Below are 26,260 nucleotides of genomic sequence, written 5' to 3'. Positions count from 1 at the left end.
TGCAAAATGCCTTGACGGCGTTTTGAACGGCATCCCGGCTCAGGCGACAGCCGGGATTTCCTCGCGCTCGACGCCGACACCGGGAAGCTGCGCGGCAAGCCGCTCATCGCAGAGCGTCAGGCGCCATGCCTCGGGGGTGGCGAAAAGTTCGCGCAGCAGCAGGTTGGTCAGCGCGTGACCTGCCTTGAACCCGGTGTAATGGCCAAGGATCGGCGCGCCTGCGGTGTAAAGGTCACCCAGCGCATCCAGCATCTTGTGGCGCACCGCCTCGTCGGCATGGCGCAGGCCGCCGGGCGACAGCACCCGGTCGCCATCCACCACCACGGCGTTCTCGTAGGTGCCGCCAAGCGCCAGACCGTTCTTCTGCATGCTGTCCACATCGGACTGGCGGCAGAAGGTGCGGCTGTCGCACAGCTCGCGCACGAAGGCGCCATTGGCCAGATCCAGCCGCTTGTCCTGCGTGCCGATGGCGGCATCGGGGAAGTCGATGTGGAAATTCATGGTCAGGCCCTGCCCCGGCTCCAGCCGGGCCCAGCCTGCCTTGGTCTGCACCTCGACGGGGGCCAGCACCTCGATGGCGCGGACGGAGGCGGCCAGATGGCGCACGCCGCGCGCCATGATGCCGCGCACAAAGGGGGCGGCGGAGCCGTCGAGGATCGGAACCTCGGGGCCGTCAAGATCGATCAGCGCGTTATGGATGCCGCAGCCCGACAGCGCCGCCATGACATGTTCGATGGTCGACACGGACACGCCGGCCGCGTTGACGATGCGCGTGCAAAGCGGGGTGATTTCCACCGCGTCCCAGAGGGCGGGCACGACGCGGTTGCCCAGCCGGATGTCGGTCCGCTTGAAGCGGATGCCATGATCGGCGGGAGCCGGACGAATGGTCATGCGGGCGGGTGCGCCCGAGTGAAGGCCCACACCGTCGAAGATTGCTGCGCTGCGAATGGTCGTCTGCACGGTCTCACCTCTTCTCCGGCACGGCCTCGCCCTACGCGGGCCATGTCTTGATGAGGGAGATACGGACGAGGGGCCCATTCCTCAAATCAAAGATTGCAACGGAGTGAAACATCCCGCCCCCGGTCTGGGCAGGTCCGCGCCGCCGCGCGGAACCATCCCGGCAAGCGCTTGATTGCAAAAGAAAACGCCCCCGGATTTCGGGGGCGTTCGCGGCCGGAGCCGGTGATCTTGTCATGTCATGACGTAAGGTTCAGTTCGCCTGACGCCGCAGGAAGGCCGGGATTTCGATCCGGTCCTGATCCTGTGCCTCCTCGGCATCCTGCACCGGAGCGGGTTTGTGAGAGCCATGCACCGGCGGCTGACGGCGCGGCGCGGGGGCTGCGGGGGCGGCAGGCGCTTCGGGAGCGGCATGACCGGTCATGCGGTTGATCAGCGAGTTGATGCCAAAGCGCGGCTTGTCGGCCCCGGCGGCATGGCCGTGCTGCGGCTGATGTGCCTGCGGTGCGGGAGCGGGCTGGCCGCCCCGGTTGCGCGCGGCTGCCGCCTGCAGGCGGGCCATGGTGTCGGGCGAGGCCTGCCCCGGGGCCGGAGCGCGCGGTGCCACAAAAGCCTCGGGCCGGGTGTCGAGCGCGTCGGACTGCGGCTGGAACTGCGCCACCTGCGGACGGTAGGCGGGCGGCGGCAGACCGTCATCGGACTGCGGCTCTTCGGCGTGATCGTCATAGCCGTGATCCAGATGCGTGTCGGCACCGTGATCCGCTTCGGAGGCATAGCGCGCGGGCGCTTCATCCTCGTAGCGCGGCTCCTGACGGGGTTCGGCCACGCGGGCGGCGGCGGGCTGCTGCTGCGGGGCCGGACGCTGCTGCGGTGCGGCAGCGGGGCGCTGCTGCGGCGCGGGGCGCGCGGCGACCGGCTGCGGTGCGGGCTCTTCGCCCTGCGGCAGCGGACGGGCCAGCGAGCGGCGCGGCACCGGCACTTCCTGATGGTCGGTGGAGGCGTCGATGCCGGTCGCCACGACGGAGACGCGCATCATGCCTTCCATGCCGTCATCCAGCGTGGAGCCCACGATGATGTTGGCATCGGCGTCCACTTCCTCGCGGATGCGGTTGGCGGCCTCGTCCAGTTCGAACAGCGTCAGGTCATGCCCGCCGGTGATGTTGATGAGCACGCCCTTGGCACCGCGCAGGCTGATTTCGTCCAGCAGCGGGTTGGCGATGGCCTTCTCGGCGGCCTGGATGGCGCGATCTTCGCCCTCGGCCTCGCCGGTGCCCATCATGGCCTTGCCCATCTCGTCCATCACCGCGCGCACGTCGGCGAAATCGAGGTTGATGAGACCCGGACGCACCATCAGGTCGGTCACGCCTTTGACGCCCTGATAGAGCACGTCATCGGCCATGGAGAAGGCTTCGGTGAAGGTGGTCTTTTCGTTGGCCAGCCGGAACAGGTTCTGGTTGGGAATGATGATCAGCGTGTCGACCATCTTCTGCAGGGTTTCCACGCCCTCTTCCGCCTGACGCATCCGCTTGGCGCCTTCGAACTGGAAGGGCTTGGTCACCACGCCCACGGTCAGCACGCCCAGTTCCCGCGCGGCCTGCGCGATGATCGGGGCCGCTCCGGTGCCGGTGCCGCCGCCCATGCCCGCGGTGATGAAGCACATGTGTGCGCCCGCAAGGTGGTCGACGATCTGTTCGATGCTTTCCTCGGCGGCGGCGGCGCCCACGGACGGACGGGCGCCCGCGCCCAGACCCTCGGTCACCTTGACCCCAAGCTGGACCTTGTTGCCGGCGCGGCTTTGCTGCAGAGCCTGCGCATCGGTGTTGGCAACGACAAAGTCGACGCCTTCAAGCTGCTTCTCGATCATGTTGTTGACCGCGTTGCCGCCCGCTCCACCGACACCGAACACCGTGATCCGGGGCTTGAGCTCTTCTTGTCCGGGCATGGAAAGATTGAGTGCCATGTCTGTTCCGCCTGCTTTGACTTGTTGCACGCCTGTCCTGCGTATTTGGTTCAAACATTATCGGGATCTTGCCAAGCCGTCACGCGAAAAAGGTGAAAAAGCCACTGAATATGGCTTAAAACCTGCTGTTTCTCGCGAGATCTCGCCGATACCGCCAGATATGGCGGACGGCGCCCTGAAAGACACAACAAAGCGGAGAGGGCGCGGAAAACCACGCCATCGGAGCTTCGGAATTTCAAGGGGGTCTGCTCGACCCTGATGCCGCCTCTGACGGGCGGTCTGTCATTTCTACCATGTGCCCCCAAGGCTGTCACGCCCTGCGGACCCGTTGTTTTGCTGGAGTTTACCGCCCGTGACCGGGGATCGGCAAAGCTCCGCCGGTGGCGATCACCAGTTGTCGCGGAACCACTTCACTGCGCGCTTCAGCGACCGGGCCGGGTATTTGTCCACCGGGATCTCGAAATCCCACCATTCGTCCTGCGGATGCGCCGCGAAGAGGCACATGCCCACGGCAGAGGCAAAGCCCGGCCCGGTGGCGGCCTGCGGCAGCCCGTGCACGCGCAGCGGACGCCCCAGCCGGACCTGACTGCCCAGAATGCGGCTTGCGAGCCCGTCAAGCCCGGGGATCTGGCTTGCCGCCCCCGTCAGCACGATCTGCTGGCTCGGCAGATGCTCGAACCCTGCGGCATCCAGACTGGCGCGCACCTCTTCGAGGATCTCCTCGACACGGGGGCGCATGATGCCGATCAGTTCGGCGCGGCTGACCTGCCGCCGGTCGTGGTGCCAGTCGCCGGTATCGCCCGAGATCTCGATCATCTCGCGGTCATCCATGCCGGTGGCCACGACGCCGCCGTAAAAGGTCTTGATGCGTTCGGCCATGGCCATGGGGATCTGCAGCCCCATGGAAATGTCGCCGGTGACGTGGTCGCCGCCCATGGGCACCGCATCGGCATAGATCATGTGTTTCTTCATGAAGATCGACACGCCGGTGGCGCCGCCCCCCATGTCGATGCAGGCCGCGCCCAGCTCCTGCTCGTCCTCGACCAGCGCCGCCACGCCCGACACATAGGCAGAGCTTGCGATCCCGGCCAGTTCCAGATCGCAGCGCTTGACGCAATGGGCAAGGTTCTGGATCGCCTGCGCGTTGACGGTCAGCATGTGCATGTCGCAGGCCAGATCGCGCCCGATCTGCCCGCGCGGATCGCTGAGCCCCGAGCGGTGATCCAGCGCGAAGTTCACCGGCTGGGCATGCAGCACCTCGCGGCCCGGGCCAAAATCCGGCACGTCGCAGGCCGAAAGCACCCGCGCCACGTCCTGTTCGCTGACCACGGGCGCGTCGACCTCGACCTTGCCAGCCAGCCCGTAGCTGCGCGGCGTGGCGCCCGAGAAACAGGCGATGACGTGATCCACCCGGATCCCGGCCATTTTCTGCGCCGCCTGCACGGCGGTCCGGATGGCGCGTTCCGTCTCGCTCATCGCGGCGATCTCACCGAACCTGACCCCGCGCGACCGGGTGGTGGCGGCCCCGATCACCCGGAACCCCGCCTGCCCTGCCAGCGAGCCCACGCCGCTGTCGGTCTGGCGGTCGGTGCCGTCAAAGCGCAGCACCAGACAGGCGATCTTGGAACTGCCCACGTCAAGCACGGCCACCACACCCCGCTGCATCGCCGCGCGCCGCATGTTGCGCATCGCGCGCTGGGATTCGTAGAGCTCGATCATTGTCGTTGGTCTCCGGTCTCCATGGCCTTGATCCGCCAGTATTCCTGCGATGCCATGGCGCTCAGCCGCAGGGTGGGCCGCTGTGCCAGCCGCAAATCGACCGCCGCGATGTCCCGCGACAGCATGTCCACCGCGCCATCCATGGCCATGGCACGTTCCAGCGCCTGCACCGCGTCTGTTTCGGGCAGCAGGATGCGCTGGCCGCGATCCAGCACCACATCCCAGCGCCGTTCGCCGATGCGCTCCAGCCCGCGCAGCCGCCCCTCCAGCGGGGCCGCCGCCGTCAGCAGGGCCAGCGCCTCGGACACGTGGTCGCGCGCGCCGGTGCCTGCGATCACCGGCAGGTCGGGCCGGTCGGTGCGGCTTGCCGCCGGGCCGACGCGGGCGCCGCTGTCATCCAGCATCTCGAGCCCCGTCCCGCTGCGCCACAGCACCACCGGCACCCGTTCCACCACATCTACCTGCAGCACCCCGCCCTGCCGGATGCGCAGGGCCACGGATTTCACCGCGTCCAGGGTGCCGATGCGGGCGCGCAGCGCGTCCAGATCCAGATCAAAGGAACTCAGCGGCAGCTGCAGCGCCATCGCCTCGCGCACGGCGGCGGTGACCCCGGGCCCCGCACCGTCGATCGACATCTGGCTCACGGCAAATTCGGGGCGGGACTGGACCTGCTCCTGCAGCCCCAGCAGCGCGTCCATGACGGCGGCGCGGTTGGCCTCGACCGAGAAATACCAGCTGGCCCCGCCCAGCCCCAGCGCAAAGGGCAGACCCACGCGCAGCGCGAAGCGGAAAAGCGGCGTCAGCATCAGCCGTTCCATGCGGTATTTCAGCCGGGACGGCGCGGGATCGGGCCGGAACACCTGTGTCACCTGTTGCATGAGGCATCCTCCACCATCCAGCGGCAGACCTCGCCGAAGCTCATCCCGCAGGCCAGCGCCTGTTCGGGTGCCAGCGAGGTGGGGGTCATGCCGGGCTGGGTGTTGGTTTCCAGCAGCACCAGCCCCGCCAGCCCCTGCGCCTCGTCCCAGCGGAAATCGGTCCGGCTGAGCCCGCGGCAGCCAAGCGCGCGATGCGCGCGCAGGGCATAGTCCAGACAGGCGTCAAAAATCTCGGCGGGCACCTCGGCGGGCAGCACATGGCGCGATCCGCCCGCCTTGTACTTGGCGTCGTAATCATACCAGCCGTCGGTGAGGATGTCGGTGACGGTCAGCGCCCGGTCGCCCATGACCGTGGTGGTCAGCTCGCGCCCCGGCGCATAAGCCTCGACCATCACCGTCTCGGGCATGTCTTCGGAAAGCTGCGGCGGCGTGTTCGCCCCGTCCATCACCAGATAGACGCCGACCGAACTGCCTTCGTTATAGGGTTTGACCACATAGGGCGGCGCCATCAGATGGCGGCGGCGCACCTCGTCTCGCAGGGCCAGAAGGCTGGGCACCACCGGCAGACCCGCCTCGCGGTAAACCTGCTTGGTGCGTTCCTTGTCCATGGCCAGCGCCGAGGCCAGCACCCCGGAATGGGTGTAAGGCAGGCGGAGCCATTCCAGCAGCCCCTGCACGCAGCCGTCTTCGCCCCAGCGGCCATGCAATGCGTTGAACACCACATCCGGCGCTTCGGCGGCCAGCCGCGCGGGCAGATCGTCGCCTGCGTCAAGCTCGACGACCTGAAAACCCTGATCCCTCAAAGCGGCGGCACATTCCCGCCCGGAACTGAGAGACACCTCGCGCTCTGACGAGGGCCCGCCCAATAACACCGCCACCTTGGGGCTTGTCCTGCTCGACATCCCCAAACCGCCTCGATCTGCGGGGCTCTGCGCCCCTTTTTTGACGGGGTTGACCCCGCTTTTGTTGCAGGGGCTGCCCCCCGCAAATAGAACCACGACGCATCGCGGGCCGGCTGATGGCGTGCCTGTCGCCTCCGGGGTCAGACCCCGGTCCTGTCCAGTGGATCACCGACCCTCATGATTTCCCAATGTAGCTGCAATCCGCTGTGTTGGAAAACCTTTTTTCGCACTTCTTCCCCCAATCCTTCCAGATCGGCGGCGGTTGCCCCGCCGGTGTTCACCAGAAAGTTGGGATGTTTGGGGCTCATCTGCGCAGCCCCGCGCGTGGCACCGCGCAGACCCGCCGCGTCGATGACTTTCCACGCCTTCAGCTCGTGGCTGTCATCCGCCTGCCCGGTGGAGCTGAAGCCCGCCGGATTGCGGAAGGTGGATCCGGCGCTGCGGTCCTTGACCGGCTGCGTTTCGTCGCGTTTGCGCAGTTGCGCGTCCATGCGCGCCTCCAGCTCCGCCGGATCGCCGGGGGCGCCTTCGAACACCGCCTCGACCACCACCCAGCCTTCGGGCAGATCGCTCTGCCGGTAGCGCAGGTTCAGATCGGCGGCGGGCAGCGTGACCAGCCGACCGTCGCGGCTGACCGCGCGGATCTCGATCAGGTGATCGGCGACATAGCTGCCGTAACAGCCCGCATTCATCCGCACCGCACCGCCGATGGATCCGGGGATGGTGCGCAGGAAGGTCAGATCGACCCCTGCCTCTGCCGCGCGCTTCGCCACATGCGCATCCAGCGCCGCCGCCCCGGCGGTGACGCGCGTCCCCTCCACCGTGATGGCGTTGAAGCCGCGCCCGAGCCGGATCACCACGGCGCGCAGCCCGCCATCCCGCACGATCAGGTTGGAGCCGACACCCATGGGAAAGACCGGCATCCCGGGCGGCAGGGCCGCCAGAAAATCGCACAGATCCTGCAGATCGGCGGGCTGGACCAGCGCATCGGCGGGCCCGCCCACCCGCAGCCAGGTCAGATCGGCCAGCGCGCGGTCGCGGGTCAGCCTGCCGCGCAGGGGGGGATAGCTGTCAGTCATGTCGTGCCTTCCATCGCAGGGTCCTGCCCCGCAGCCAGCGCCAGCCATGGCGCAGCGGCCAGCGCAGCACGCTTGCCGCGCCAAGCGCCACCACCAGCCCGACCAGCGGCCCGTTCTGCCAGACCACATAGACCAGCAGCGGCAGCCCGGTGGCGATCAGCGCATAGGCCAGCCGCCAGTGATTGTCGCGCGAGGGCAGCATCGCCAAGAGCCCGCCGAGGATCGCCCAGAGACAGGCCAGCGCCAGCGACAGGGTCATGGCCTGCCCCCCGCGCGCCGCTCAGCGGTCCAGCCGTCCGGGCAGGTTGTTGGCCCATGCCGAAATCGTGCCCGCGCCAAGGCAGACCACCATGTCGCCGGGCCGGGCCTGTTCGCGCACCAGCCGTTCCAGATCGTCCTCGGACAGGATCGCGCGGGCGTGGCGGTGGCCATGGCGGATCAGCCCCGCCACCAGATCATCGCGCGAGGCGCCGGGAATGGGATCCTCGCCCGCCGCATAGACATCGGAGATCGCGACCACATCCGCCTCGTTGAAGCAGGTGCAGAACTCCTCGAAAAGGTTCGACAGCCGGGAATAGCGGTGCGGCTGGTGCACGGCGATGACCCGCCCTTCGGAGGCCTGACGCGCGGCTTTCAGCACGGCGGCGATTTCCACCGGGTGATGGCCGTAATCGTCGATGATGGTCACGCCGTTGACCTCGCCCACGCGGGTGAAGCGGCGGTTGACGCCGCCAAAAGCCGCCAGTGCCGCGCGGATCTCGTCGCCGCTCATGCCCAGATGATGCGCCACCGCCGCCGCCGACAGCGCGTTGGACACGTTGTGATCGCCCGGCATCGGCAGCGAGCAGCCGTCGATGCGCGCGCCCTCGGCCTGCAGCAGGATGTCGAACTTCGCCACACCCTTTTCATAGCGCAGGTTGACCGCGCGCACATCGGCCTGCGCGTTGAAGCCATAGGTGACGACGCGGCGGTCGGTCACCCGGCCCACCAGCGCCTGCACCTCGGGATGATCGGTGCAGCAGATCGCCAGACCGTAAAAGGGAATGTTGGACACGAACTGATAGAAGCCGTCGCGCAGCGCCTCGATCGAGCCCCAGTGTTCCATATGCTCGGGGTCGATATTGGTGACGATGGCGATGGTGGCGGGCAGCCGGTTGAAGGTGCCGTCAGATTCGTCCGCCTCCACCACCATCCATTCGCCCAAGCCCACCCGCGCGTTGGATCCGTAAGCATGGATGATGCCGCCATTGACCACGGTGGGATCGAACTTGCCCGCATCCAGCAGCGTCGCCACCATGGTGGTGGTGGTCGTCTTGCCATGGGTGCCCGCGACGGCGACGTTGGATTTCAGCCGCATCAGTTCGGCCAGCATCTCGGCCCGGCGCACCACGGGCAGGCCACGGCGCCGCGCCTCGTCAAGCTCGGGATTGCCGGTCTTGATGGCGGAGGAAATCACCACCACCTGCGCCCGCTCCAGATTGTCGGCGCTCTGGCCTTCGAAGACATGCGCGCCCAGCGTTTCCAGCCGGTCGGTGATCTTGGACCGCTTCAGATCCGACCCCTGCACCACATAGCCGTGGTTCAGCAGCACCTCGGCAATGCCCGACATGCCGATGCCGCCAATGCCGACAAAATGGATGGGGCCGACATCGCCGGGCAGTTTCGTGGCGGGGCTCATGGCGGCTCCTTCGATGCGTTCCAGTTTCATCTGTCTTCCAAATCTTCGGCAAGTTCCGGGGCCGGGGCCATCCCGGCCAAGTCTTCCACCAGCGCCGCCAGATGCTCTGCGGCATCGGGCCGGGCCACCGACAGCGCGGCGCGCGACATCTGCAGCGCGCCTTGGGCATTGCCCAGCACCGCCTCCAGCGCGTCGCGCAGGCTGTCCACGGTCAGCTTGCTTTCGGGAATGCGGATCGCCGCCCCCGCCTCGACCAGCGCCTGCGCGTTGACGGTCTGGTGATCGCCCGCCGCCACCGCATAGGGGATCAGGATGGATGGCCGCCCGATGGTGGAAATATCGGCCACCGAAGAGGCGCCCGACCGGGAGACCACCACCTGCGCCTCGGTCATGCGGGCGGGCAGATCGTCGAAAAACGGCTTCACCTCGGCGTCGATGCCGTGTTCGTAGTAATATTTCGCCACCCGCGCGCCGTCCTCGTCGCGCGCCTGATGGCTGATCCGCAGATGGCGCAGGATCTCCATCGGCAGCGCCTCGATGGCGGGGGGCAGCACGTCCGACAGGATGCGCGCGCCCTGACTGCCGCCGATCATCAGCAGCGACATCGGGTAATCGCCGGGCGGGATATAGGCGGCCCCTGCCCGCTCCTTGACGGCGCGGCGCACCGGGTTGCCCACATGTACGCCCTCCACCCCGTCGGGCAGTTTCGTGGGCCATGTGCCGCAGGCCACCATGTCGACGCGGGAGGCGAAGATCTCGTTGACCCGGCCCAGCACGCCGTTCTGTTCATGGATCATGCGCGGCAGTTTCAGCAGCCATGCCGCCGCCAGCGCCGGGATCGAGGGATAGCCGCCAAAGCCCACCACCGCCGCAGGCCGGTCCTGCCGGAACCGCGCCGCCGTGGCGGCGACGCCCCGCGCCACGCGCAGCGGCACCAGCGCCTTGGACAGCAGCCCGCCCCGCGCGAAGGTCGCCGAGGCCACCTGTTCGATCCGGGTGGAATGCGGAAAGCCGCCCGTGTAGCGCGCACCGCGGGCATCGGTGGACAGGGTGACCCGCCAGCCGCGCCGCAGCATGATCTCGGCCAGCGCCTGCGCCGGGAACATGTGACCGCCAGTGCCGCCTGCCGCGATGACCAGAAGGGGCCGTTCCGCCATGGTGCCTGTCCTTGTCCCTGTGCGGGGGCTGTCCCCCGTCGCTTGCCTGTCGCCTGTGCGGCGCAGGGGGGCTTCGCCGCCCCCGCCCGTGCCTTCCGCCCTTAGCGCAGGGGGCCGGGCCGTAAAAGCCCGACCGCCTGCGGAACGGCTCAGCGGGTGCGGGCGCGCAGGATCTCGCCGATCTCGCCCTGCGGGCGCGAGCGGGTGAAGGCCAGCAGCATCCCCACCGCAATGCCGCCCGCGATCAGCGAGGAGCCGCCATAGCTGACAAACGGCAGGGTCATGCCCTTGGCGGGCAGCAGCCGCACCGCCACGCCCATGTTGATCATCGCCTGCACGCCGAACATGGCGGCAAGCCCGGTGCCCGCCAGCCGGATGAACGGATCGCGTTCGCGCATCAGCCGCAGCAGCGAGCGCACCACCACCGTGGCGTAAAGCGCGATGATGACCATGACCAGCACCATGCCGTATTCCTCGGCGGCGACGGCGATGATGAAATCGGTATGGGCATCGGGCAGCGACCATTTCACCTGCCCTTCGCCCACGCCGACGCCAAAGAACCCGCCTTCGCGGATGGCATTGGTGGCATAGCCAAGCTGGGTGGTCGGATCGACATCCGGCGTCAGGAAGCCGTCGATGCGGCGGGCGAAATGTTCGGAATTGTTATAGGCAAAGCTGCCGCCCAGCACCACGAGCCCGGCCATCCCCAGCAGCAGCAGCATCGGCGCGCCCGCCACGAACCACATCACCCCCCAGCCGAAGAGCACAAGGCTCGCCTGTCCAAAATCGGGCTGCAGCGCAAGCACGATGACGATGGCCAGCGTCAGCCCGAAGGACCATGTCTTGCCCGGAGGGCCGCCGATGTCCTGACTGGCGGCCATCATCCATGCGGTGACGATCACGAAGGCGGGTTTCAGGAATTCCGAAGGCTGCAGCGAGGCGAAGCCCAGCGAATACCAGCGCACCGCGCCCTTGCCGAAATCCGTGCCCAGAAAGGGCAGCGCCAGCAGCGACAGGAAGGTGATGAGAAAGCCCACCACCGCCATGCGCCGCACCATGACCGGGGTCATCAGTGAGGTCAGGAACATCGCCGTCAGCGCCAGCCCGCCAAAAAACGCCTGCCGCTGCACGTAGTAGAAGGGGGCAAAATTGTTGCGCTCGGCCAGCGGCGGCGAGGCGGCCAGCCCCAGCAGGATCCCCACCCCGAACAGCATCAGCACGCAGGACAGCGCCCATCTGTCCACCGTGCGCCACCATTTGGGCAAAACGGGTTCGCCATCGCGCACGGTGACCGTGCCGTAAACCATTTCCGTCATGGGAGTACCGCTCAATTTTGCCGAATGTGCCTGTCGTCCGGATGGATCCGGATCTTGCGCGGAGCGTAGCAAAGGCCGGACGGTTTGGGAAGGCTCGACACGGCAGGGGCGCTGCCCCTCTGCCCCGCCTGCGGCGGGTCATTCACCCCGGAGTTTTCCGGGCAAGATGAAGGGAGGGCTTGCGCGGGCCGGGGCGGCTGTGGTTCAGGGCGGCATGGATGTGACAACGCTGATCTTGGGCGCGGGCGCCGCGGGGCTGATGTGTGCGGGCATGGCAGGGCCGGGCACGCTGGTGGTGGATCATGCCCGCGCGCCGGGCGAGAAGATCCGCATCTCGGGCGGCGGGCGCTGCAACTTCACCAATCTGGAGGTGGAGCCCGCGCGCTTTCTGTCCGGCAATCCGCATTTCGCCAAATCGGCGCTGGCGCGCTATACGCAATGGGATTTTCTGGATCTGGTGTCGCAGGCCGGGATCGCGTGGCACGAAAAGACGCTGGGCCAGCTGTTCTGCGACGGCAAGGCGACGCAGATCGTGGCGCTGCTGCTGCGCCGGATGGAAGCGGCGGGGGCAACGCTGTGGCTGTCGACCTCGCTGCGCGATCTGGCGCATCGCGACGGCTGGTTCGTGGCCCGGCTGGAGCGCGAGGGCAATGTGACGGAGGTGCGCGCCCGGCATCTGGTGGTGGCGACGGGCGGCAAGTCGATCCCCAAGATGGGCGCCACCGGGCTTGCCTATGATCTGGCGCAGCAGTTCGGGCATGCGCTGGTGCCCCCCCGCCCCGGTCTGGTGCCGCTGACCTTTCCCGAGGGCCGCTTTGCCGGGCTTGCCGGGCTGGCGCTGCCGGTGCGGGCAAGCTGCGGCGCCACCAGTTTCGACGAGGCGCTGCTCTTTACCCATCGCGGCCTGTCGGGGCCTGCGGTGCTGCAGATTTCCAGCTACTGGCAGGAGGGCGAGGATCTGCGCATCGACCTGACCCCCGGCACCGATCTGGCGGGGGCGCTGCGCGCCGCGCGGAGCGAGACCGGGCGGCGCGGGCTCGGCACCGCGCTGCAGCAGCATCTGCCCGCGCGGCTGGTCGCGCATCTGGCGGAGGATCTGGATCTGGGCGGCACGCTCGGCGATCTGTCGGACCGGCGGATTGCCGCGCTGGCCTCGGATCTGGGCGGCTGGACGCTGCGCCCGCAGGGCACAGAGGGCTGGCGGACCGCCGAAGTGACGCTGGGCGGGGTGGACACCGCCGGGCTCGACAGCCGCAGCATGGCCTCGCGCCATGTGCGGGGGCTGCATTTCATCGGCGAGGCGGTGGACGTGACCGGCTGGCTCGGCGGCTACAATTTCCAGTGGGCGTGGTCCTCCGGGGCGGCGGCGGCCCGCGCCATCGCCGAAGCCGCACGCGCCGCTTGAAAGCTTCGTAAACTGGTTACATATTCGTCATGCTATCGTCACGAAAGGCGCGCGCATGGCTTTTGCGGACCACCCCACGCTCCACCCGGCCAACTGGCTGAGAGACCTGCACGCGCAGGTGCCGCGCAAGGCCGCGCGCGATCTGTGGAACCGGCTGCGCTATGGTCCCGAGGCGCCGCTGTCGGACGAGCTGATCCATGTGGATCCGGCCCGTATCGACTGGACCTATGACGCCAAGAGCGGACGCCGCGCGCTGCGGCGGCGGCAGAGCGGCATGATCCTTGGCGGCAGCTGGGATCAGTGCCGCATCCCTCTGGACGGTCAGATCAAGATCACCAGTTGCGAGGATCATTTCCTGCGTGGCGTGCCATGGGAAGACACCCCGCTGTTCCACCGCATGCTGCGCGAACTCGCCGAAGGCAAACAGCCCGACGGCTGCACCAGCCGCGCCGACCTGCACAACCGATACGAGACGCTGGACCGCATCTTCGAGGAAACGCAGCGCCGGGGCCGCCTGCTGACACAGGCCGAACTGCCGGATTTCTTCCGGCGCGAACATGGCGGCATCCTTGTGCATGTGGGCCGCGACGGCACGCTGCTGCGCGCCAGCGGCGGCATGCACCGCTTTGCCATCGCGCGCATCCTGAAGCTGCCGCGCATCCCGGCGCAGCTGGGGGTGGTCCATGCCGAGGCGATCGGCGCCGGGCATCTGCGCCCGCTGCGCGCCGCCTGATCCTCCCTGCCCCGCCTGCATGGCGGGGCGCGGCGCGAGTGTCTTCGGAACATCGGCGGCAGCACCCGGTTCATGGGGTCTTCAACGCAAGGAGACACCATGTTTCACCATTCCTCCAAGCTGCAGTACCGGGTTCGCGTCGACACGCCCAACCCGGCCTTCGCCAAGCATCTGCAGCAGGCCATCGGTGGTATCGAAGGCGAAATCCGCGTCGCCATGCAGTATTTCTTTCAGGCCATGGGCTGCCGCGGCGACGACAAGTATCGCGATCTTCTGATGATGACCGCGACCGAAGAACTGAGCCATATCGAATTTCTGGGCCATGCCGTCGCGCTGAACCTTGAGGGCGCGCCGGTCTCCATGCAGGACGAGGCGGCGCAGGATCCGGTGGTCCATGCCATCCTTGGCGGCATGAATCCGCGGCACATCCTGTCCTCGGGGCTGTCGGCCATGCCGGTCAATTCCAACGGCGTGCCCTTCGACATGAGCCATGTCTATGCCACCGGCAATATCGGCGCCGACATGCTGGCCAATGCCACCGCCGAAGCGGGCGGGCGCGTGCTGGCAAGCCGTCTTTACAACATGACCGACGATCCCGGCATGAAGGACATGCTGTCCTTCCTGATCGCGCGCGACACCATGCACCAGCAGCAGTGGCTGGCGGTGATCGAGGAACTGGGCGGCTGGGAAGCGCAGCTGCCGGTGCCCAATTCCACGCCGCAGGAACATGAGGCGGTGGAGCACAGCTATTACTTCCTCAACACCTCGCTGGACGAGCCCACCCCGGAAGGCCGCTGGAGCTCTGGCGCCTCGCTGGACGGGCGCGGCGAATTCACCGTGCGCGAAAAGGTGGAGCCTCTGGGCCAAAAGCCGAGCCTTGGCAAGGCCAAGCCCATGTCGGGCGCGCAGAAGGAACAGATCTGAGCCATGCAGCGCCCCTGCCCCCGGGGGCCTCTGCCAGACACAAAGAAGGCGGCCTTGCGAGGCCGCCTTCACGTGCTGGGCGCAGGCAGCTCTGCGCCAGTCAGATGTCCTGATCGCTGTTCTTGCGGGAAAAATGATCCTGAACGAACTCCACCACGGCGAAAAGAACCACAAGGCAGATCAGGATGTCGATGTAGCCGGTCATGGGGAGGCTCCTTCAGGGACACTCGTTAAACTTCAATAATTAATCTTATATTCCCGAGATTGCTTTGGCGCGAGCGCACGTCAGGATCAGCGGCGGGACCGCAGGATGGCCCCCCTGTTCAAAAGGATAGGCGCGGCTTCCCATCGACCTATCCCTTTCAGCCTGACGGTCACGCGGTCCTGCCGCGGGCCGGTCCCTTGCCCCTGCCGCGCGCAGCCGACATTATGGCGCCAGCCAGATGCCAAGGGAGGAACGCGGTGAGCGAGGCGACCGACACGCGCGGCGCGGTTCCGGTCCTGCGCCGGGGCTGGCTGCGGCTGGACCGGCGGGGCGCAGGCCTGCCCCGGCTGCTGCGGCGCCGCGGGCTTGCGCTTCTGCTGCTGGCGGCGGCGGCGCTGGTGCTGGTCATGGCGGGCAACAGCTGGCTGACCGGGCGCTACGTGGCGGCCACGATCCCGCAGGGCGAAAACATCCTGCGGCTGGCGGTGTCCGGCCTGCGCGGCGAACTGGCGCGCTACGAACGCCTGCCCGATCTGATGGACCGCAACCCGGTGCTGGTGCGGGCGCTGAAACCCGATGCCGACACGGTCGATCTGGCGGCGGCGAACCTTTATCTGCGGCATGTGGCGCAGCGCATGGGCCTGTCGGATGCCTATATCATGGCGCCGGACGGCACGACCCGCGCCGCCAGCAATTTCGACCAGCGCTTCAGCTTTGTCGGCGAACGCTTCGACTACCGCCCCTATTTCACCGAGGCGCTGGCGGGGGGTCAGGGCCGGTTTTCCGCGCTTGGCACCACTTCGGGCAAGCGCGGCTACTACTTTGGCCGGGCGTTGCGGGACCGGGGGCGCATCGTGGGCGTGCTGGTGCTGAAGATCGACATGGACGCGATCGAGGACAGCTGGCGCGCCGCCGAATACGAGATGATCGTCACCGACAGCGAAGGCATCGTGTTTCTGGCCAGCCGCCGCGACTGGCAGTTTCACGCGCTGGCCCCGCTGACCGCCGAGGCGCGCACCCGCATCGCCGCCACCCGGCGTTACGACGACGAGCCGCTGGAGGTGCTGCCGCTGTCGCCTGCGGGCCGGGTGGAGGGCCATCCGATCCTGCGGCTTGGCCTGCCCGATCAGCGGCGCGACTTCCTCACCGTGTCCGAGGCGCTGCCCGAAGCCGACTGGACGGTGCATGTGCTGCTCGACACCGCGCCCGCCCGCCGTCAGGCGCTGACCGGAACGCTGGCCGGGCTGATGATCTTTGGCGTGGGGGCGGCGGGGCTGATGGCATGGGCGCAGCGCCGCGCCCGGCTGCGCGAACGCCTGTCGATTCAGGCCGAAGCGCAGGCCCAGCTTGAAGGCCGCGTGGCGGCGCGCACCGCCGAACTGGCCGAACTCAACGCCCGGCTGGGCGCCGAGGTTGACGAACGCCGCGCCACGGAGGCGGAACTGCGCCGCACCCAGCGCCATCTGGTGCAGTCCGCCAAGCTCGCCGCGCTGGGGCAGATGTCCGCCGCGCTGTCGCATGAGCTGAACCAGCCCTTAGGCGCCGTGCGCAACTTCGCCGCCAACGCCCTGACCTATCTGGAGCGCAACCGGGCCGAGGACGCGCGGCAGAACATCACGCGCATCCTGTCGCTGACCGACCGCATGACCGAGATCGGGCGCACCCTGCGCACCTTCGCCCGCAAACCCAATGCCCAGCTGTCAGAGGTGGCGCTGCAGGACGTGCTGCGCGACGCGATGGAGGTGATCGCCTTCCGGCTGGACCGGGTGCCGGTGACGCTGCGCCTTGATCTGCCCTCCGACCCGCTGCGGGTGCGGGCGGGGCCGGTGCGGTTCCAGCAGGTGGTGGTCAATCTGGTGTCGAACGCGCTTGACGCGCTGGAGGACCGGCCCGACGGCACCATCCATATCGAGGGCCGCCGCGACGGAGGCCGGGTGCTGCTGACCGTGCGCGACAACGGCCCCGGCATCCCTCAGGGGCTGGAGGACCGCATCTTCGATCCGTTCTTTTCCACCAAGGGCGTGGGCAGCGGGCTGGGGCTGGGGCTGTCGATCTCGTTCAACATCATCAAGGATTTTGGCGGCGAACTGCGCATCCTGCCCACGGAGCGCGGCGCGGCCTTCTGCATCGACCTGCCGGGAGTGGAGTCATGAGTCTTGGACGCATTCTGCTGGTGGATGACGAGCCCGACATGCGCCTGTCCACCGCACAGGCGCTGGATCTGGCGGGGTTCGACGTCGAAGAGGCGCCCGATGCGCAGGCGGCGCTGGACCGGGTGAGCTTCGGCTTTGCCGGGATCCTCGTGACCGACATCCGGATGCCCGGCATGGACGGGCTGAGCCTGATGTGCCGCATCCGCGAGATTGACGCCGACATCCCGGTGATCCTTGTCACCGGCCATGGCGACATCCAGCTGGCGGTGCGCGCCATGCGCGAAGGCGCCTATGATTTTGTGGAAAAGCCCTTTGACGCGGGGCAGCTGGCCGAGATTGCCGCCCGCGCCATGGGCTATCGCCGCGTGGTGCTGGAAAACCGCGTGCTGCGTGCGGCAGCGGGACAGGCCGATGATCTGGAAACCCGGCTGGTGGGGCGGTCCAATGCCATGATCGACCTGCGCCGCCGCCTGCGCACCATCGGGCCCACCGATGCCGATGTGCTGATCGTGGGCGAGACCGGCGTCGGCAAGGAGGTGGTGGCGCGCGCCCTGCATGACCTGTCACCGCGCGCGGGTCGGCCCTTCATCGCCATCGACTGCGCCGCCCTGCCCGCCGCACTGATCGAATCCGAGCTTTTCGGCCATGAGGCGGGCGCCTTTCCCGGCGCGCTGCGGGCGCGGTATGGCAAGTTCGAACATGCGCGCGGCGGCACCATCCTGCTGGACGAGATCGGCTCCATGCCATGGGACGTGCAGGGCAAGCTCTTGCGCGTGGTGCAGGACCGCATGATCTTTCCGCTGGGGGCCAACGAGGGCCGCGCGCTGGACGTGCGTTTCATGGCCACCTCGCGCCAGCCGCTGGAAGAAGAAGTCTCGGCGGGGCGGTTCCGCGCCGACCTGCTCTACCGGCTCAACGTGGTGACGCTGCATGTGCCGCCGCTTACCGCCCGGCGGGAGGACATCCAGCTGCTGTTCATCAAGCTGGTGCAGGAGGCCGCCGCCCGCCACCGCCGCCCGCCCGTCGCCGTGTCGCCGCAGCTGCTGGCGGCCATCTCGGAACGGCCATGGCCCGGCAACGTGCGGGAACTGCGCAACGCCGCCGACCGCCACGCGCTTGGCATCGCGCTGCAGCCGGCAGAGGATCGCGGCCCGGTGGCGCAGCGGCTGGCGCAGCGGGTCGCGGCCTTTGAACGGGATGTGATCGTGGCAGCACTGGCGGCCCATGGCGGACGGCTGAAACCCGTGTATGAATCGCTGGGCCTGTCGCGCAAATCGCTTTACGAAAAGATGCAGAAACATCTCATCGACAAGACGCATTACGTCGAAAGCGGCGAGGATGGCGAAGGCTGATGGGCGGATTTCCACCCACCTGTCACAGCCGATGTTACCGAATCCACCCACTCCCATAGCGTGGATGCAAATTTAACGGGCGGCTTTCGCATGGCGGCATTGCGCCAAAGGCATGGCGCGCCCTAGCTGGGGGCGCTTCACAGGACCGCGCTGCCCCGGCATGCGCGGCCACTTGGAAAATCTGGGAGGATTTCAATGCGTTTCCTGACCGCCGCCGCCGCCGTTGCGGCCACTTTCGGCCTGTCGCCCGCCTTTGCGCAGGATGACCGCGCCGACTGGCCTTCGAGCCTGACCGTCGGCACCGCCAGCCAGGGCGGCACCTATTTCATCTATGGCACCGGCCTTGCCGGGCTGATCAGCCAGAACCTGAACGTGAACGCCTCCGCCGAAGTCACCGGCGGCCCGGTGCAGAACGCCACGCTGGTGGAAACCGGCGATCACCAGATCGGCCTTGTCACCATGGGCCCGGCCTATGAGGCATGGACCGGCAACAGCGAACTGGCCCCCGGCGTGGAGCACAAGTCGCTGCGCGCGCTGTTCCCGATGTATCAGACCCCGTTCGAAGCGGTGGCGCTGCAGTCCTCGGGCATCGCCGATGTCACCGACATGGCCGGCAAGCGCGTGTCTGTCGGCCCCGCTGGCGGCACCGCCGCCACCTACTGGCCGCGTTTCTTCGAAGTGCTGGGGATCGAAGCCAATATCAGCTATTCGGGCGCCAATGACGCGACCGGGCAGGTCAAGGACGGCCTGATCGACGCCTTCGCCTTTGCGGCAGGCGTGCCGATTTCGGCCTTTGCGCAGATCGCGGCGGAAAACCCCGTCAACATCTTCGGCTTCACCGACGAACAGCTGGCCCAGATCCTCGAAGCCATGCCGGAAGTCGCGGAATTCGAAGTGCCGGGCGGTCTGTATCAGGGCTTCCCCGACAGCCACAAGACCGTGGCGATGTGGAACTTTGCCGTGGCGCATCAGGACATGCCGGAAAGCCTTGCCTATGAAATCACCAAGCTGGTGATGGACGGCAACGAGGCGATGATGCAGATCCACGCCACCGCCGCCGAGACCATCCCGGAAAACGCCGACAAGAACTCCTTCATGACCTATCATCCCGGCGCCCTGCGCTATTTTGATGAAAAGGGCATCGAGATCCCGGCAGAGCTGCGCGACTGACGCCGCCTGCCTTCCGGGGGCCCGCGTGGCCCCCGGTTGCTGACCTGCTTTCCCGTTCACCTTGATCGGACCGGCCTTCGGCGCTGACCGGACGGACCGCGCCGACGGAGATTCCTCATGTCTGTTGATGCTGCTGCCGCGGCAGGGGCGGGCCCCGTCATCGCGCAAGACGTGGATGACGAGCCGATGGCCCCCAACCAGCGCGACCCGCAGGCGCGGGCCGGGCTGATGATCGCGGCCCTCTGCGCCGCCTATACCCTGTTCCATCTGGTCGTCATGGTGCTCTACCCGCTGGAGACATGGACCTATCGCATGATGCACCTCTGCGGCGGTCTCATCATCGGTTACCTGACCTATTCCGCCCTGACCCAGAGCGACGACGCCGCCGACCCCACCTCCTCCCGCCGTGGCCCGATGGAAATCGCGCTGCTGCTCGCGGCTGCCGCGGGCGTGATCTACGGGCTGGCCGTGGTGGCCTATGCCTGGGGCGCGTGGTGGCTGGCCGGGGTCGCCATGCCCCCCGCCTTCGGCTTCAGCACCTATGGCCTGCCGCTGGCGCTTGGCACCACCGCCGCCATCGTCGCGGGCTGGATCTGGTCGCCGCGTGACCGCGCGCGGGTCTATCCGGGGGATCTGCTGCTCTGCCTCGCCTCCATCGCGGTGCTGGGCTACATCCTGTTCGTCGTGGGCGCGCTGCGGATGCGCGCAGGCACGGCGCTGGCGCAGCCCGGCGATCTGTGGGCGGCGGTGACCGGCGTCCTGCTGATCCTCGAACTGACCCGCCGCCTGACCGGGCTTGCGCTCGTCGTCATCGTCGGCGTGTTCATCGCCTACAGCTTCCTCGGGCCGTGGCTGCCCGGCTTCCTGAACCACCGCGGCTATACCGCGACGCGGTTCTTCACCTATATCTTCACCGATCAGGGCGTGCTGGGCGATCCCATCGCGGTCTCGTCGACCTACATCATCCTGTTCATCGTCTTTGCCGCCTTCCTGCAGGCGTCCAAGGTCGGCGATTACTTCGTGAACTTCGCCTTTGCCTGCGCCGGTCAGGCCCGCGGCGGCCCCGCCAAGGTGGCGGTCTTCGCCTCCGGCCTCATGGGCATGATCAACGGCACCTCGGCGGGCAACGTGGTCTCCACCGGCTCGCTGACCATCCCGCTGATGAAGCGCGTGGGCTATTCGGCAAAATCCTCCGCCGCGATCGAGGCCACCGCCTCCTCCGGCGGGCAGATCCTGCCGCCGATCATGGGCGCGGGCGCCTTCATCATGGCCGAGGTGACGGGCATTCCCTATACCGACATCGTGGTGGCGGCGATCATTCCGGCCCTGCTCTATTTCGTGTCGGTCTATTTCATGGTCGACCTGCAGGCGCTGAAGCTTGACATGAAGGGCCTGCCCCGGTCGGAACTGCCGCGCTTTGACGTGCTGATCAAGCAGGTCTACCTGTTCCTGCCGATCATCATCCTGATCTACACGCTGTTCGCCGGCTATTCGGTGATCCGCGCCGGCGCCATGGGCATGGCTGCCGCCGCGGTGGTCAGCTGGCTGACCCCCTACAAGATGGGGCCGCGCCAGATCTTCAAGGCGCTGGACATGGGCGCGCGCATGTCCATCCAGATGGTCGCGGTCTGTGCGGCGGCGGGCGTCATCGTCGGCGTGATCGCGCTGACCGGCGTGGGGGCGCGCTTCTCCTCGCTGCTGCTGACCATCGCCGACCAGAACCAGTATCTGGCGATGTTCTTCGCCATGTGCATCTCGATCATCCTCGGCATGGGCATGCCCACCACGGCGGCCTATGCGGTGGCGGCAGCGGTCGTGGCGCCGGGGCTCATCGCGCTTGGCGTGCCGGTGCTGGTCGCGCATTTCTTCGTGTTCTACTACGCGGTGATGTCGGCCATCACGCCCCCGGTGGCGCTGGCCGCCTATGCGGGCGCGGCCCTGTCGGGATCCGATCCGATGAAAACCAGCGTCGAGGCCTTCAAGCTTGGCCTTGCCGCCTTCATCGTGCCCTTCATGTTCTTTGGCGCGCATGAACTGCTGATGCAGGGCGAACCGCTGGACATCGTCCATGCCACGGCCACGGCGCTTCTGGGCATGTTCCTGCTCTCCGCAGGGGTGATCGGCTATTACTTCGGCCATGCCTCGCTGCTGGTGCGGCTGGTGCTGGTCGGGGCGGCGCTGTCGATGATCTCGGTGGGCTGGATCACCGACCTGATCGGTCTCGCCTGCGCCGTGGCGCTGTTCCTGTGGCAGCGCCGCGTGGTCACTGCCGCGACCCTGACGCATGGCAAGACCGACTGAGCACACGACACCAGATGACACCGGTAGAGGCCCCCGCAGCGCGGGGGCCTTTTGCCATGCGCCGCCGCAGGGCGCCTGTGCCGCAGCGACAGGCCCGCACCGCGCGCTATCTTGGCCGGATCAGCCCTCCCCAGCCCCGGATGCCGCCATGCCCGCAGACCCGCCCAAGCCGCCGCCCCTGCCCCTGCCCGCCTCGCGCCTGTCGCGGATGACCCGGCTCGGCGGGCTCGCCACGCGCCTCGCGGGCGGGGTCGCGGCGGGTGGGGCGCGCGAGCTGGCGCAGGGACGGCGCCCGCGATGGAACGACCTGCTGCTGACCCCCGCCAATGCCCGCAGGCTGGCGGATGAACTCTCGCGGATGCGCGGCGCCGCCATGAAGATGGGGCAGCTGCTGTCGATGGATGCAGGCGAGCTGCTGCCGCCCGAGCTTGCGCAGATCCTGTCGCGCCTGCGCGCCGAGGCCAATCCGATGCCGCCCCAGCAGCTGAAGACGGTGCTGACCGCCGCATGGGGGCCGGACTGGCTGCGGCGCTTCCAGCGGTTCGAGGTGCGGCCGCTCGCGGCGGCGTCCATCGGGCAGGTGCATCGCGCGCTGACCCGCGACGGGCGCGACCTTGCGATCAAGGTGCAGTATCCCGGCGTGCGTCGCAGCATCGACAGCGACGTGACCAATGTGGGCGCCCTGCTGCGGCTGTCGGGTCTGATGCCGCGCGGGCTCGATCTGGACGCCCTTCTGGCCGAGGCCAGACGGCAGCTGCATGAAGAGGCCGACTATCCCCGCGAAGGGGCCTGCCTCCGCCGCTTTGGCGCGCTGCTGGAGGAGGCGCCCGACTTCCGCGTGCCCGCCCTTGCGCCCGACCTGACCACAGACTGCGTGCTCGCCATGAGCCACGAGCCGGGCCACCCGGTGGAGGATCTGGTCACTGCCCCGCAGGAGGAGCGCGACCGGGTCGCCACGCTGCTGCTGGGGCTGGCGCTGCGCGAGCTTTTCGAGTTCGGCCTGATGCAGACCGACCCCAATTTCGCCAATTACCGCTACCAGCCCGAAACCGGCCGGATCGTGCTGCTGGATTTTGGCGCGACGCGCAGCTTTCCCGCGCCGTTCCGCGCGCTCTGCCGCGAGATGCTGCGCGCCGGGCAGAGCGGCGAGCGGGAGGCGCTGCGGGCCGCCGCACAGGGCTTCGGCCTGCTGGAGGCCCGCACCCCGCCCGGACTGGAGAAAACGCTGCTCGATCTGCTGACACTGGCGCTGTCGCCGCTCCGCACCACGGGCGAGTTCGACTTCGGCCGCTCGGATCTGGCGCAGCGGCTCAATGCGGCGGGGCTGGCGCTGGCCGAAGAGCGCGCAGAGCTGCCCCTGCCGCCGGTGGACGCGCTTTACGTGCAGCGCAAATTCGGCGGCCTCTATCTGCTCGCCACCCGCCTGCGCGCCCGGGTGGATCTGCAAGCCCTGACCGCCCCCTACCTGACACCCCCCGCCCCCGCCGAAGACAGTCAGTGAAGCGTCTTGCCCCATAGCTTTCGGCGCCAGAACCTAAATTCAGCGAAAATCCAGATATTTCAATGGAATTAGCCCAAAAGTTTCGCAGGACAAACCGGAAACGAATCAGCAACCTGCGAAACACAATTTTACTCTTTCAGAGAATCGCTCTGTCCCCGATCTCACCGCGAGCCCAACTTGACGCCTTCAGTGTGAACGGCCCCAGCTAGACACACACGCCGCACAGGCCGATTCGCCGCTTCCGGCCCATTGCTGCCGTTCGCCAGGCTGGCCATCGCTGCAGCGCAGCTTCACCAGACCGGCCATTCGTCCAACGTGCAGCATTTTCGGAGGGTGAAGGTCGGCAGTGCGGACGAAGCGGCAGTTCGCCGCGTAGCACTCAATAACAGCTAACGGCGCGAAGAAGACAATAACATGACATTGCGCACCTCTACACCGCCTTGATAGCTTCAATCACTCAGACAATCTCAGCGGTGTGACAAATGGAATTCCACTTTTCAGAGCCTCAGACCGATGCTGAACGGCTATTCGGCGGCTTCTATTGCATCAACGCGATTGGAAGGATTGAGACGGGCGACGACGCCCGGTTTCGCGAATTTCTCAACAAGACAACGCCCCCGCCACGCTTGACAGTCTATATCGACTCTGTGGGGGGCGATGTTGAGGCGGCGATTGGCATCGGTCGCCTTATTCGCGACCATTGGTTTGCAACGTCGGTGGGTTCGTATGTCCTAGATCACAACCAAGACCCATTCCATATTTTGCCACGCAAGCACATCACCGGCATCTGTGCTAGCGCAGCTACGCTTGTATATCTCGGTGGGCGACTACGCTACCTACCAAATGGATCTACATTCGGAGTGCATCAATTCTCTTTTCGAAACCCTTCGCCTGATGACTTGGGGCGGTCGCAAGTGCTCTCGGCACGGATCGCGAGTTATGTACACGACATGGGGGTATCGACAGGCTTCCTTGAGCTTTCATCCGCTACCGCCAGTACGGAAATTGACGCGGTAGACGAGGAAAAGCTGCGCGCTCTAAAGGTCATCACCGACGGTGTGACCGAGGCGGAATGGACCGTTCAGGCCCGCAATCACATCATGTACGTCCGGGGTGAACGTGACTCTCTGTTTGGGCATCATAAAGTCATGCTCTGCTATGCGAAAGGGACGGGCTTTATGTTCTGGGCCGTTATCGAGTCTCAGGGACGAGAGCATGAACTAACTAACTTTGGACTGGTCGAGATTGTTGTAAATGGCGAGGATACTAGAATAGACATTTCGCATCGATGCGAGCGCCAAGTGAGCGGCATTTACACAAACGTGCTTGCGCGAATTACTGAGGAAGAGGCTCGTGCAATCGCCTTTTCCGAAAGCTTCGGTGTGCAGATCAGATTTTGGAACGAGTCACCTGTGTTCCTCGGAATCTCGGCTGTTTCGACTGAGGGCGGCAAAGAGCAGTTGCAGACCTTCTTCAACACGCTTTGCATGAGTTGAACAGAGTTGCACCACTAGACGTGCCCGTGGACATTGCGGTGCCATGTCAGGTAAGCGCGCTTAGACGATCTCTGTGCATCATGCAGCATCGGTGACTTTGGGCTCATAGCTGTCATTCGTGCCCTGCGCAGCATCTGTCGATTTGGGCTCGAAGCAGACCTGAGGCGGCGCGGCAGGCCCCACGACCTGGCGCGCCAGGTCTGTGGGCGCTGACGGCCCCGAACAGACATTCGCTGGCCTGATGGGCGCTGCGGTGCGGCTTCACGGAAGCGGCCGTTCCAGCCTCGGCGCAGCATTTCCGACGATCTGAGGCCGGCAGTGCGGACGGAGCCGCCATCCGGCTCAGCATTCGTCGACAGAAAGATCTACCTCTGCTGCTGTCGTTCCTCGAAGCTTCTCAGCAGGGTCAGCATCTTCGAAACCTCGTCCGCCGTGAAGATGCCCGATGACGGATCGACGTCGATTTCCTTCAGCATGTAGTACTGCTTCTCGGTTGTGATCCTGCCACTCTCGAGCACCGCCTTCCCGACCTTGAGCACTGCGCCGCTTTCGGATTGTAGACTGTAACCGACCTCGGCCTGAAACCGTAGTAGGAAGTTGTCCACTGCGACGCGTGCCTCGCTACTTGACCGCCCAATTTGGAAAAGCTCCGCGAGGGTATGAGAGTGCCATTGTCGCACCTCATCAGTCACCTGAGTGCAGCGGGAACCCTTGGCGCTATCGAAGACGGCCAGCCACACCGCTGCAGGCATCACAACTTGGTTCTCGATCTCTTCCTCTGGGACCTCAGGGTGAGCCTCCCTAAGCATGAGAATTCGCCACTCTCGGTAATAAGTCAGGCCCTTCAAAAGCCGCTCCAGGTCGCGTCTTGCTTCTTCGCGATCAAAAGACTTCGGCATACGAAACACCTTTAGGAATTGAAAATGCGCTGCAATGGATCGTTCGGGCGACCGACAAATGGAACGGGTATCAAAAACGTTATCATGCCGCAGGATCTGACGACAGAGCTTTATCAATGTCCGCATTGGGCTTATTCCGTTGAAAAACTCGGCTCGGCGATCGCGTTGACCCTCGCCCAGGATTTGAGGTGCCTGTGCCTATCCTACCTCAACAGGAGACCGGTGGGGTCGGAAGGAGCTTTGCGAGCTTCCGGAGGTTCTGTGCGGTGGCTGCGAGGTGGAATTCATCTCGTGCGCCGCTCGGGCCTCGCAATCGGAGACGGTTGAGGCCCAGAATTCGCTTCAAATGCGCGAAGAGCATCTCCACCTTCTTCCGGAGCTTGCAGGAGATCGCGTAGTCGGGCGTCTGAGCAATCGCACGCGCCCGATCCCGGGAGGGCTCGAAGATCGAACGGAGGATTTTCCGCGAGGGCGT

At 66.7% G+C, this 26,260-nt stretch carries 21 protein-coding genes; 9 read left to right on the top strand and 12 right to left on the bottom strand.

Going from position 1 to position 26,260, the window contains the following annotated elements:
* Positions 1-39 precede the first annotated feature (39 nt).
* From lpxC to ftsW, 10 genes are all read right to left on the bottom strand, one after another.
* Positions 40-960, bottom strand: a complete 921-nt coding sequence (gene lpxC, locus BLR51_RS11615) for a UDP-3-O-acyl-N-acetylglucosamine deacetylase (protein ID WP_089847083.1) — start codon at positions 958-960, stop codon at positions 40-42.
* A gap of 250 nt (positions 961-1,210) precedes the next feature.
* Complete coding sequence (gene ftsZ / locus BLR51_RS11610) at positions 1,211-2,917, bottom strand: cell division protein FtsZ (RefSeq protein WP_089847081.1); 1,707 nt, start codon at positions 2,915-2,917, stop codon at positions 1,211-1,213.
* A 387-nt stretch (positions 2,918-3,304) separates the two neighbouring features.
* Positions 3,305-4,636: a cell division protein FtsA gene (gene ftsA, locus BLR51_RS11605; protein ID WP_089847079.1), complete on the bottom strand. Its 1,332-nt coding sequence runs from the start codon at positions 4,634-4,636 to the stop codon at positions 3,305-3,307.
* Positions 4,633-5,514: a cell division protein FtsQ/DivIB gene (locus BLR51_RS11600; protein ID WP_089847077.1), complete on the bottom strand. Its 882-nt coding sequence runs from the start codon at positions 5,512-5,514 to the stop codon at positions 4,633-4,635. The genes ftsA and BLR51_RS11600 overlap by 4 nt, the downstream gene beginning before the upstream one ends.
* Positions 5,502-6,416: a D-alanine--D-alanine ligase gene (locus BLR51_RS11595; RefSeq protein ID WP_207543622.1), complete on the bottom strand. Its 915-nt coding sequence runs from the start codon at positions 6,414-6,416 to the stop codon at positions 5,502-5,504. The genes BLR51_RS11600 and BLR51_RS11595 overlap by 13 nt, the downstream gene beginning before the upstream one ends.
* 140 nt (positions 6,417-6,556) lie before the next feature.
* On the bottom strand, positions 6,557-7,495 hold the full coding sequence (murB, locus tag BLR51_RS11590) for a UDP-N-acetylmuramate dehydrogenase (RefSeq protein ID WP_089847072.1): 939 nt from the start codon (positions 7,493-7,495) through the stop codon (positions 6,557-6,559).
* Positions 7,488-7,754, bottom strand: a complete 267-nt coding sequence (locus BLR51_RS11585) for a DUF2484 family protein (protein ID WP_089847070.1) — start codon at positions 7,752-7,754, stop codon at positions 7,488-7,490. The genes murB and BLR51_RS11585 overlap by 8 nt, the downstream gene beginning before the upstream one ends.
* Positions 7,755-7,775: 21 nt before the next feature.
* Entirely contained in the window at positions 7,776-9,173 is a 1,398-nt protein-coding gene (murC, locus tag BLR51_RS11580; RefSeq protein WP_089847418.1) for a UDP-N-acetylmuramate--L-alanine ligase, read from the bottom strand.
* Positions 9,174-9,199: 26 nt separating this feature from the next.
* Positions 9,200-10,330, bottom strand: a complete 1,131-nt coding sequence (locus tag BLR51_RS11575; protein WP_089847069.1) for a UDP-N-acetylglucosamine--N-acetylmuramyl-(pentapeptide) pyrophosphoryl-undecaprenol N-acetylglucosamine transferase — start codon at positions 10,328-10,330, stop codon at positions 9,200-9,202.
* A gap of 149 nt (positions 10,331-10,479) precedes the next feature.
* Entirely contained in the window at positions 10,480-11,646 is a 1,167-nt protein-coding gene (gene ftsW, locus BLR51_RS11570; protein WP_089847067.1) for a putative lipid II flippase FtsW, read from the bottom strand.
* A 166-nt stretch (positions 11,647-11,812) separates the two neighbouring features.
* On the opposite strand from ftsW, the gene BLR51_RS11565 reads away from it, so the two are divergent.
* From BLR51_RS11565 to BLR51_RS11525, 9 genes are all read left to right on the top strand, one after another.
* Complete coding sequence (locus BLR51_RS11565; protein WP_375342684.1) at positions 11,813-13,051, top strand: BaiN/RdsA family NAD(P)/FAD-dependent oxidoreductase; 1,239 nt, start codon at positions 11,813-11,815, stop codon at positions 13,049-13,051.
* A 55-nt stretch (positions 13,052-13,106) separates the two neighbouring features.
* Entirely contained in the window at positions 13,107-13,784 is a 678-nt protein-coding gene (locus BLR51_RS11560) for a hypothetical protein (protein ID WP_089847064.1), read from the top strand.
* Positions 13,785-13,883: 99 nt separating this feature from the next.
* Complete coding sequence (locus BLR51_RS11555; protein ID WP_089847062.1) at positions 13,884-14,708, top strand: manganese catalase family protein; 825 nt, start codon at positions 13,884-13,886, stop codon at positions 14,706-14,708.
* 462 nt (positions 14,709-15,170) lie between these two features.
* Positions 15,171-17,066 carry a sensor histidine kinase gene (locus BLR51_RS11550; RefSeq protein WP_207543621.1) on the top strand — a complete coding sequence of 632 codons (1,896 nt, stop codon included), beginning with the start codon at positions 15,171-15,173 and terminating at the stop codon, positions 17,064-17,066.
* A complete protein-coding gene (locus tag BLR51_RS11545; RefSeq protein ID WP_089847058.1) occupies positions 17,063-18,418 on the top strand; it encodes a sigma-54-dependent transcriptional regulator in 1,356 nt (451 codons plus the stop codon). The genes BLR51_RS11550 and BLR51_RS11545 overlap by 4 nt, the downstream gene beginning before the upstream one ends.
* 195 nt (positions 18,419-18,613) lie before the next feature.
* On the top strand, positions 18,614-19,588 hold the full coding sequence (locus BLR51_RS11540; protein WP_089847056.1) for a TAXI family TRAP transporter solute-binding subunit: 975 nt from the start codon (positions 18,614-18,616) through the stop codon (positions 19,586-19,588).
* A gap of 117 nt (positions 19,589-19,705) precedes the next feature.
* Positions 19,706-21,889 carry a TRAP transporter permease gene (locus tag BLR51_RS11535; RefSeq protein ID WP_089847054.1) on the top strand — a complete coding sequence of 728 codons (2,184 nt, stop codon included), beginning with the start codon at positions 19,706-19,708 and terminating at the stop codon, positions 21,887-21,889.
* A 148-nt stretch (positions 21,890-22,037) separates the two neighbouring features.
* Positions 22,038-23,390 carry an ABC1 kinase family protein gene (locus BLR51_RS11530; RefSeq protein WP_089847052.1) on the top strand — a complete coding sequence of 451 codons (1,353 nt, stop codon included), beginning with the start codon at positions 22,038-22,040 and terminating at the stop codon, positions 23,388-23,390.
* Between the two features lie 482 nt (positions 23,391-23,872).
* Positions 23,873-24,886, top strand: a complete 1,014-nt coding sequence (locus BLR51_RS11525; RefSeq protein WP_089847051.1) for a COG3904 family protein — start codon at positions 23,873-23,875, stop codon at positions 24,884-24,886.
* A 365-nt stretch (positions 24,887-25,251) separates the two neighbouring features.
* Here the strand turns inward: BLR51_RS11525 and BLR51_RS11520 are convergent, their stop codons facing one another.
* Together BLR51_RS11520 and BLR51_RS11515 are read right to left on the bottom strand one after the other, a co-directional pair.
* The gene (locus BLR51_RS11520; protein WP_165616811.1) at positions 25,252-25,911 is read right to left on the bottom strand and encodes a hypothetical protein; all 660 of its coding nucleotides are present in this window, start codon (positions 25,909-25,911) and stop codon (positions 25,252-25,254) included.
* A gap of 82 nt (positions 25,912-25,993) precedes the next feature.
* Positions 25,994-26,260: transposase (locus BLR51_RS11515; RefSeq protein ID WP_165616810.1), on the bottom strand; the 267-nt coding region annotated here is incomplete at its 5' end.

Origin of the sequence: Salipiger marinus (assembly GCF_900100085.1) — a bacterium.
GTDB lineage: Bacteria > Pseudomonadota > Alphaproteobacteria > Rhodobacterales > Rhodobacteraceae > Salipiger > Salipiger marinus.
The sequence above is the reverse complement of the archived record's forward strand: the minus strand, read 5'-3'. Positions and strand labels throughout refer to the sequence as shown.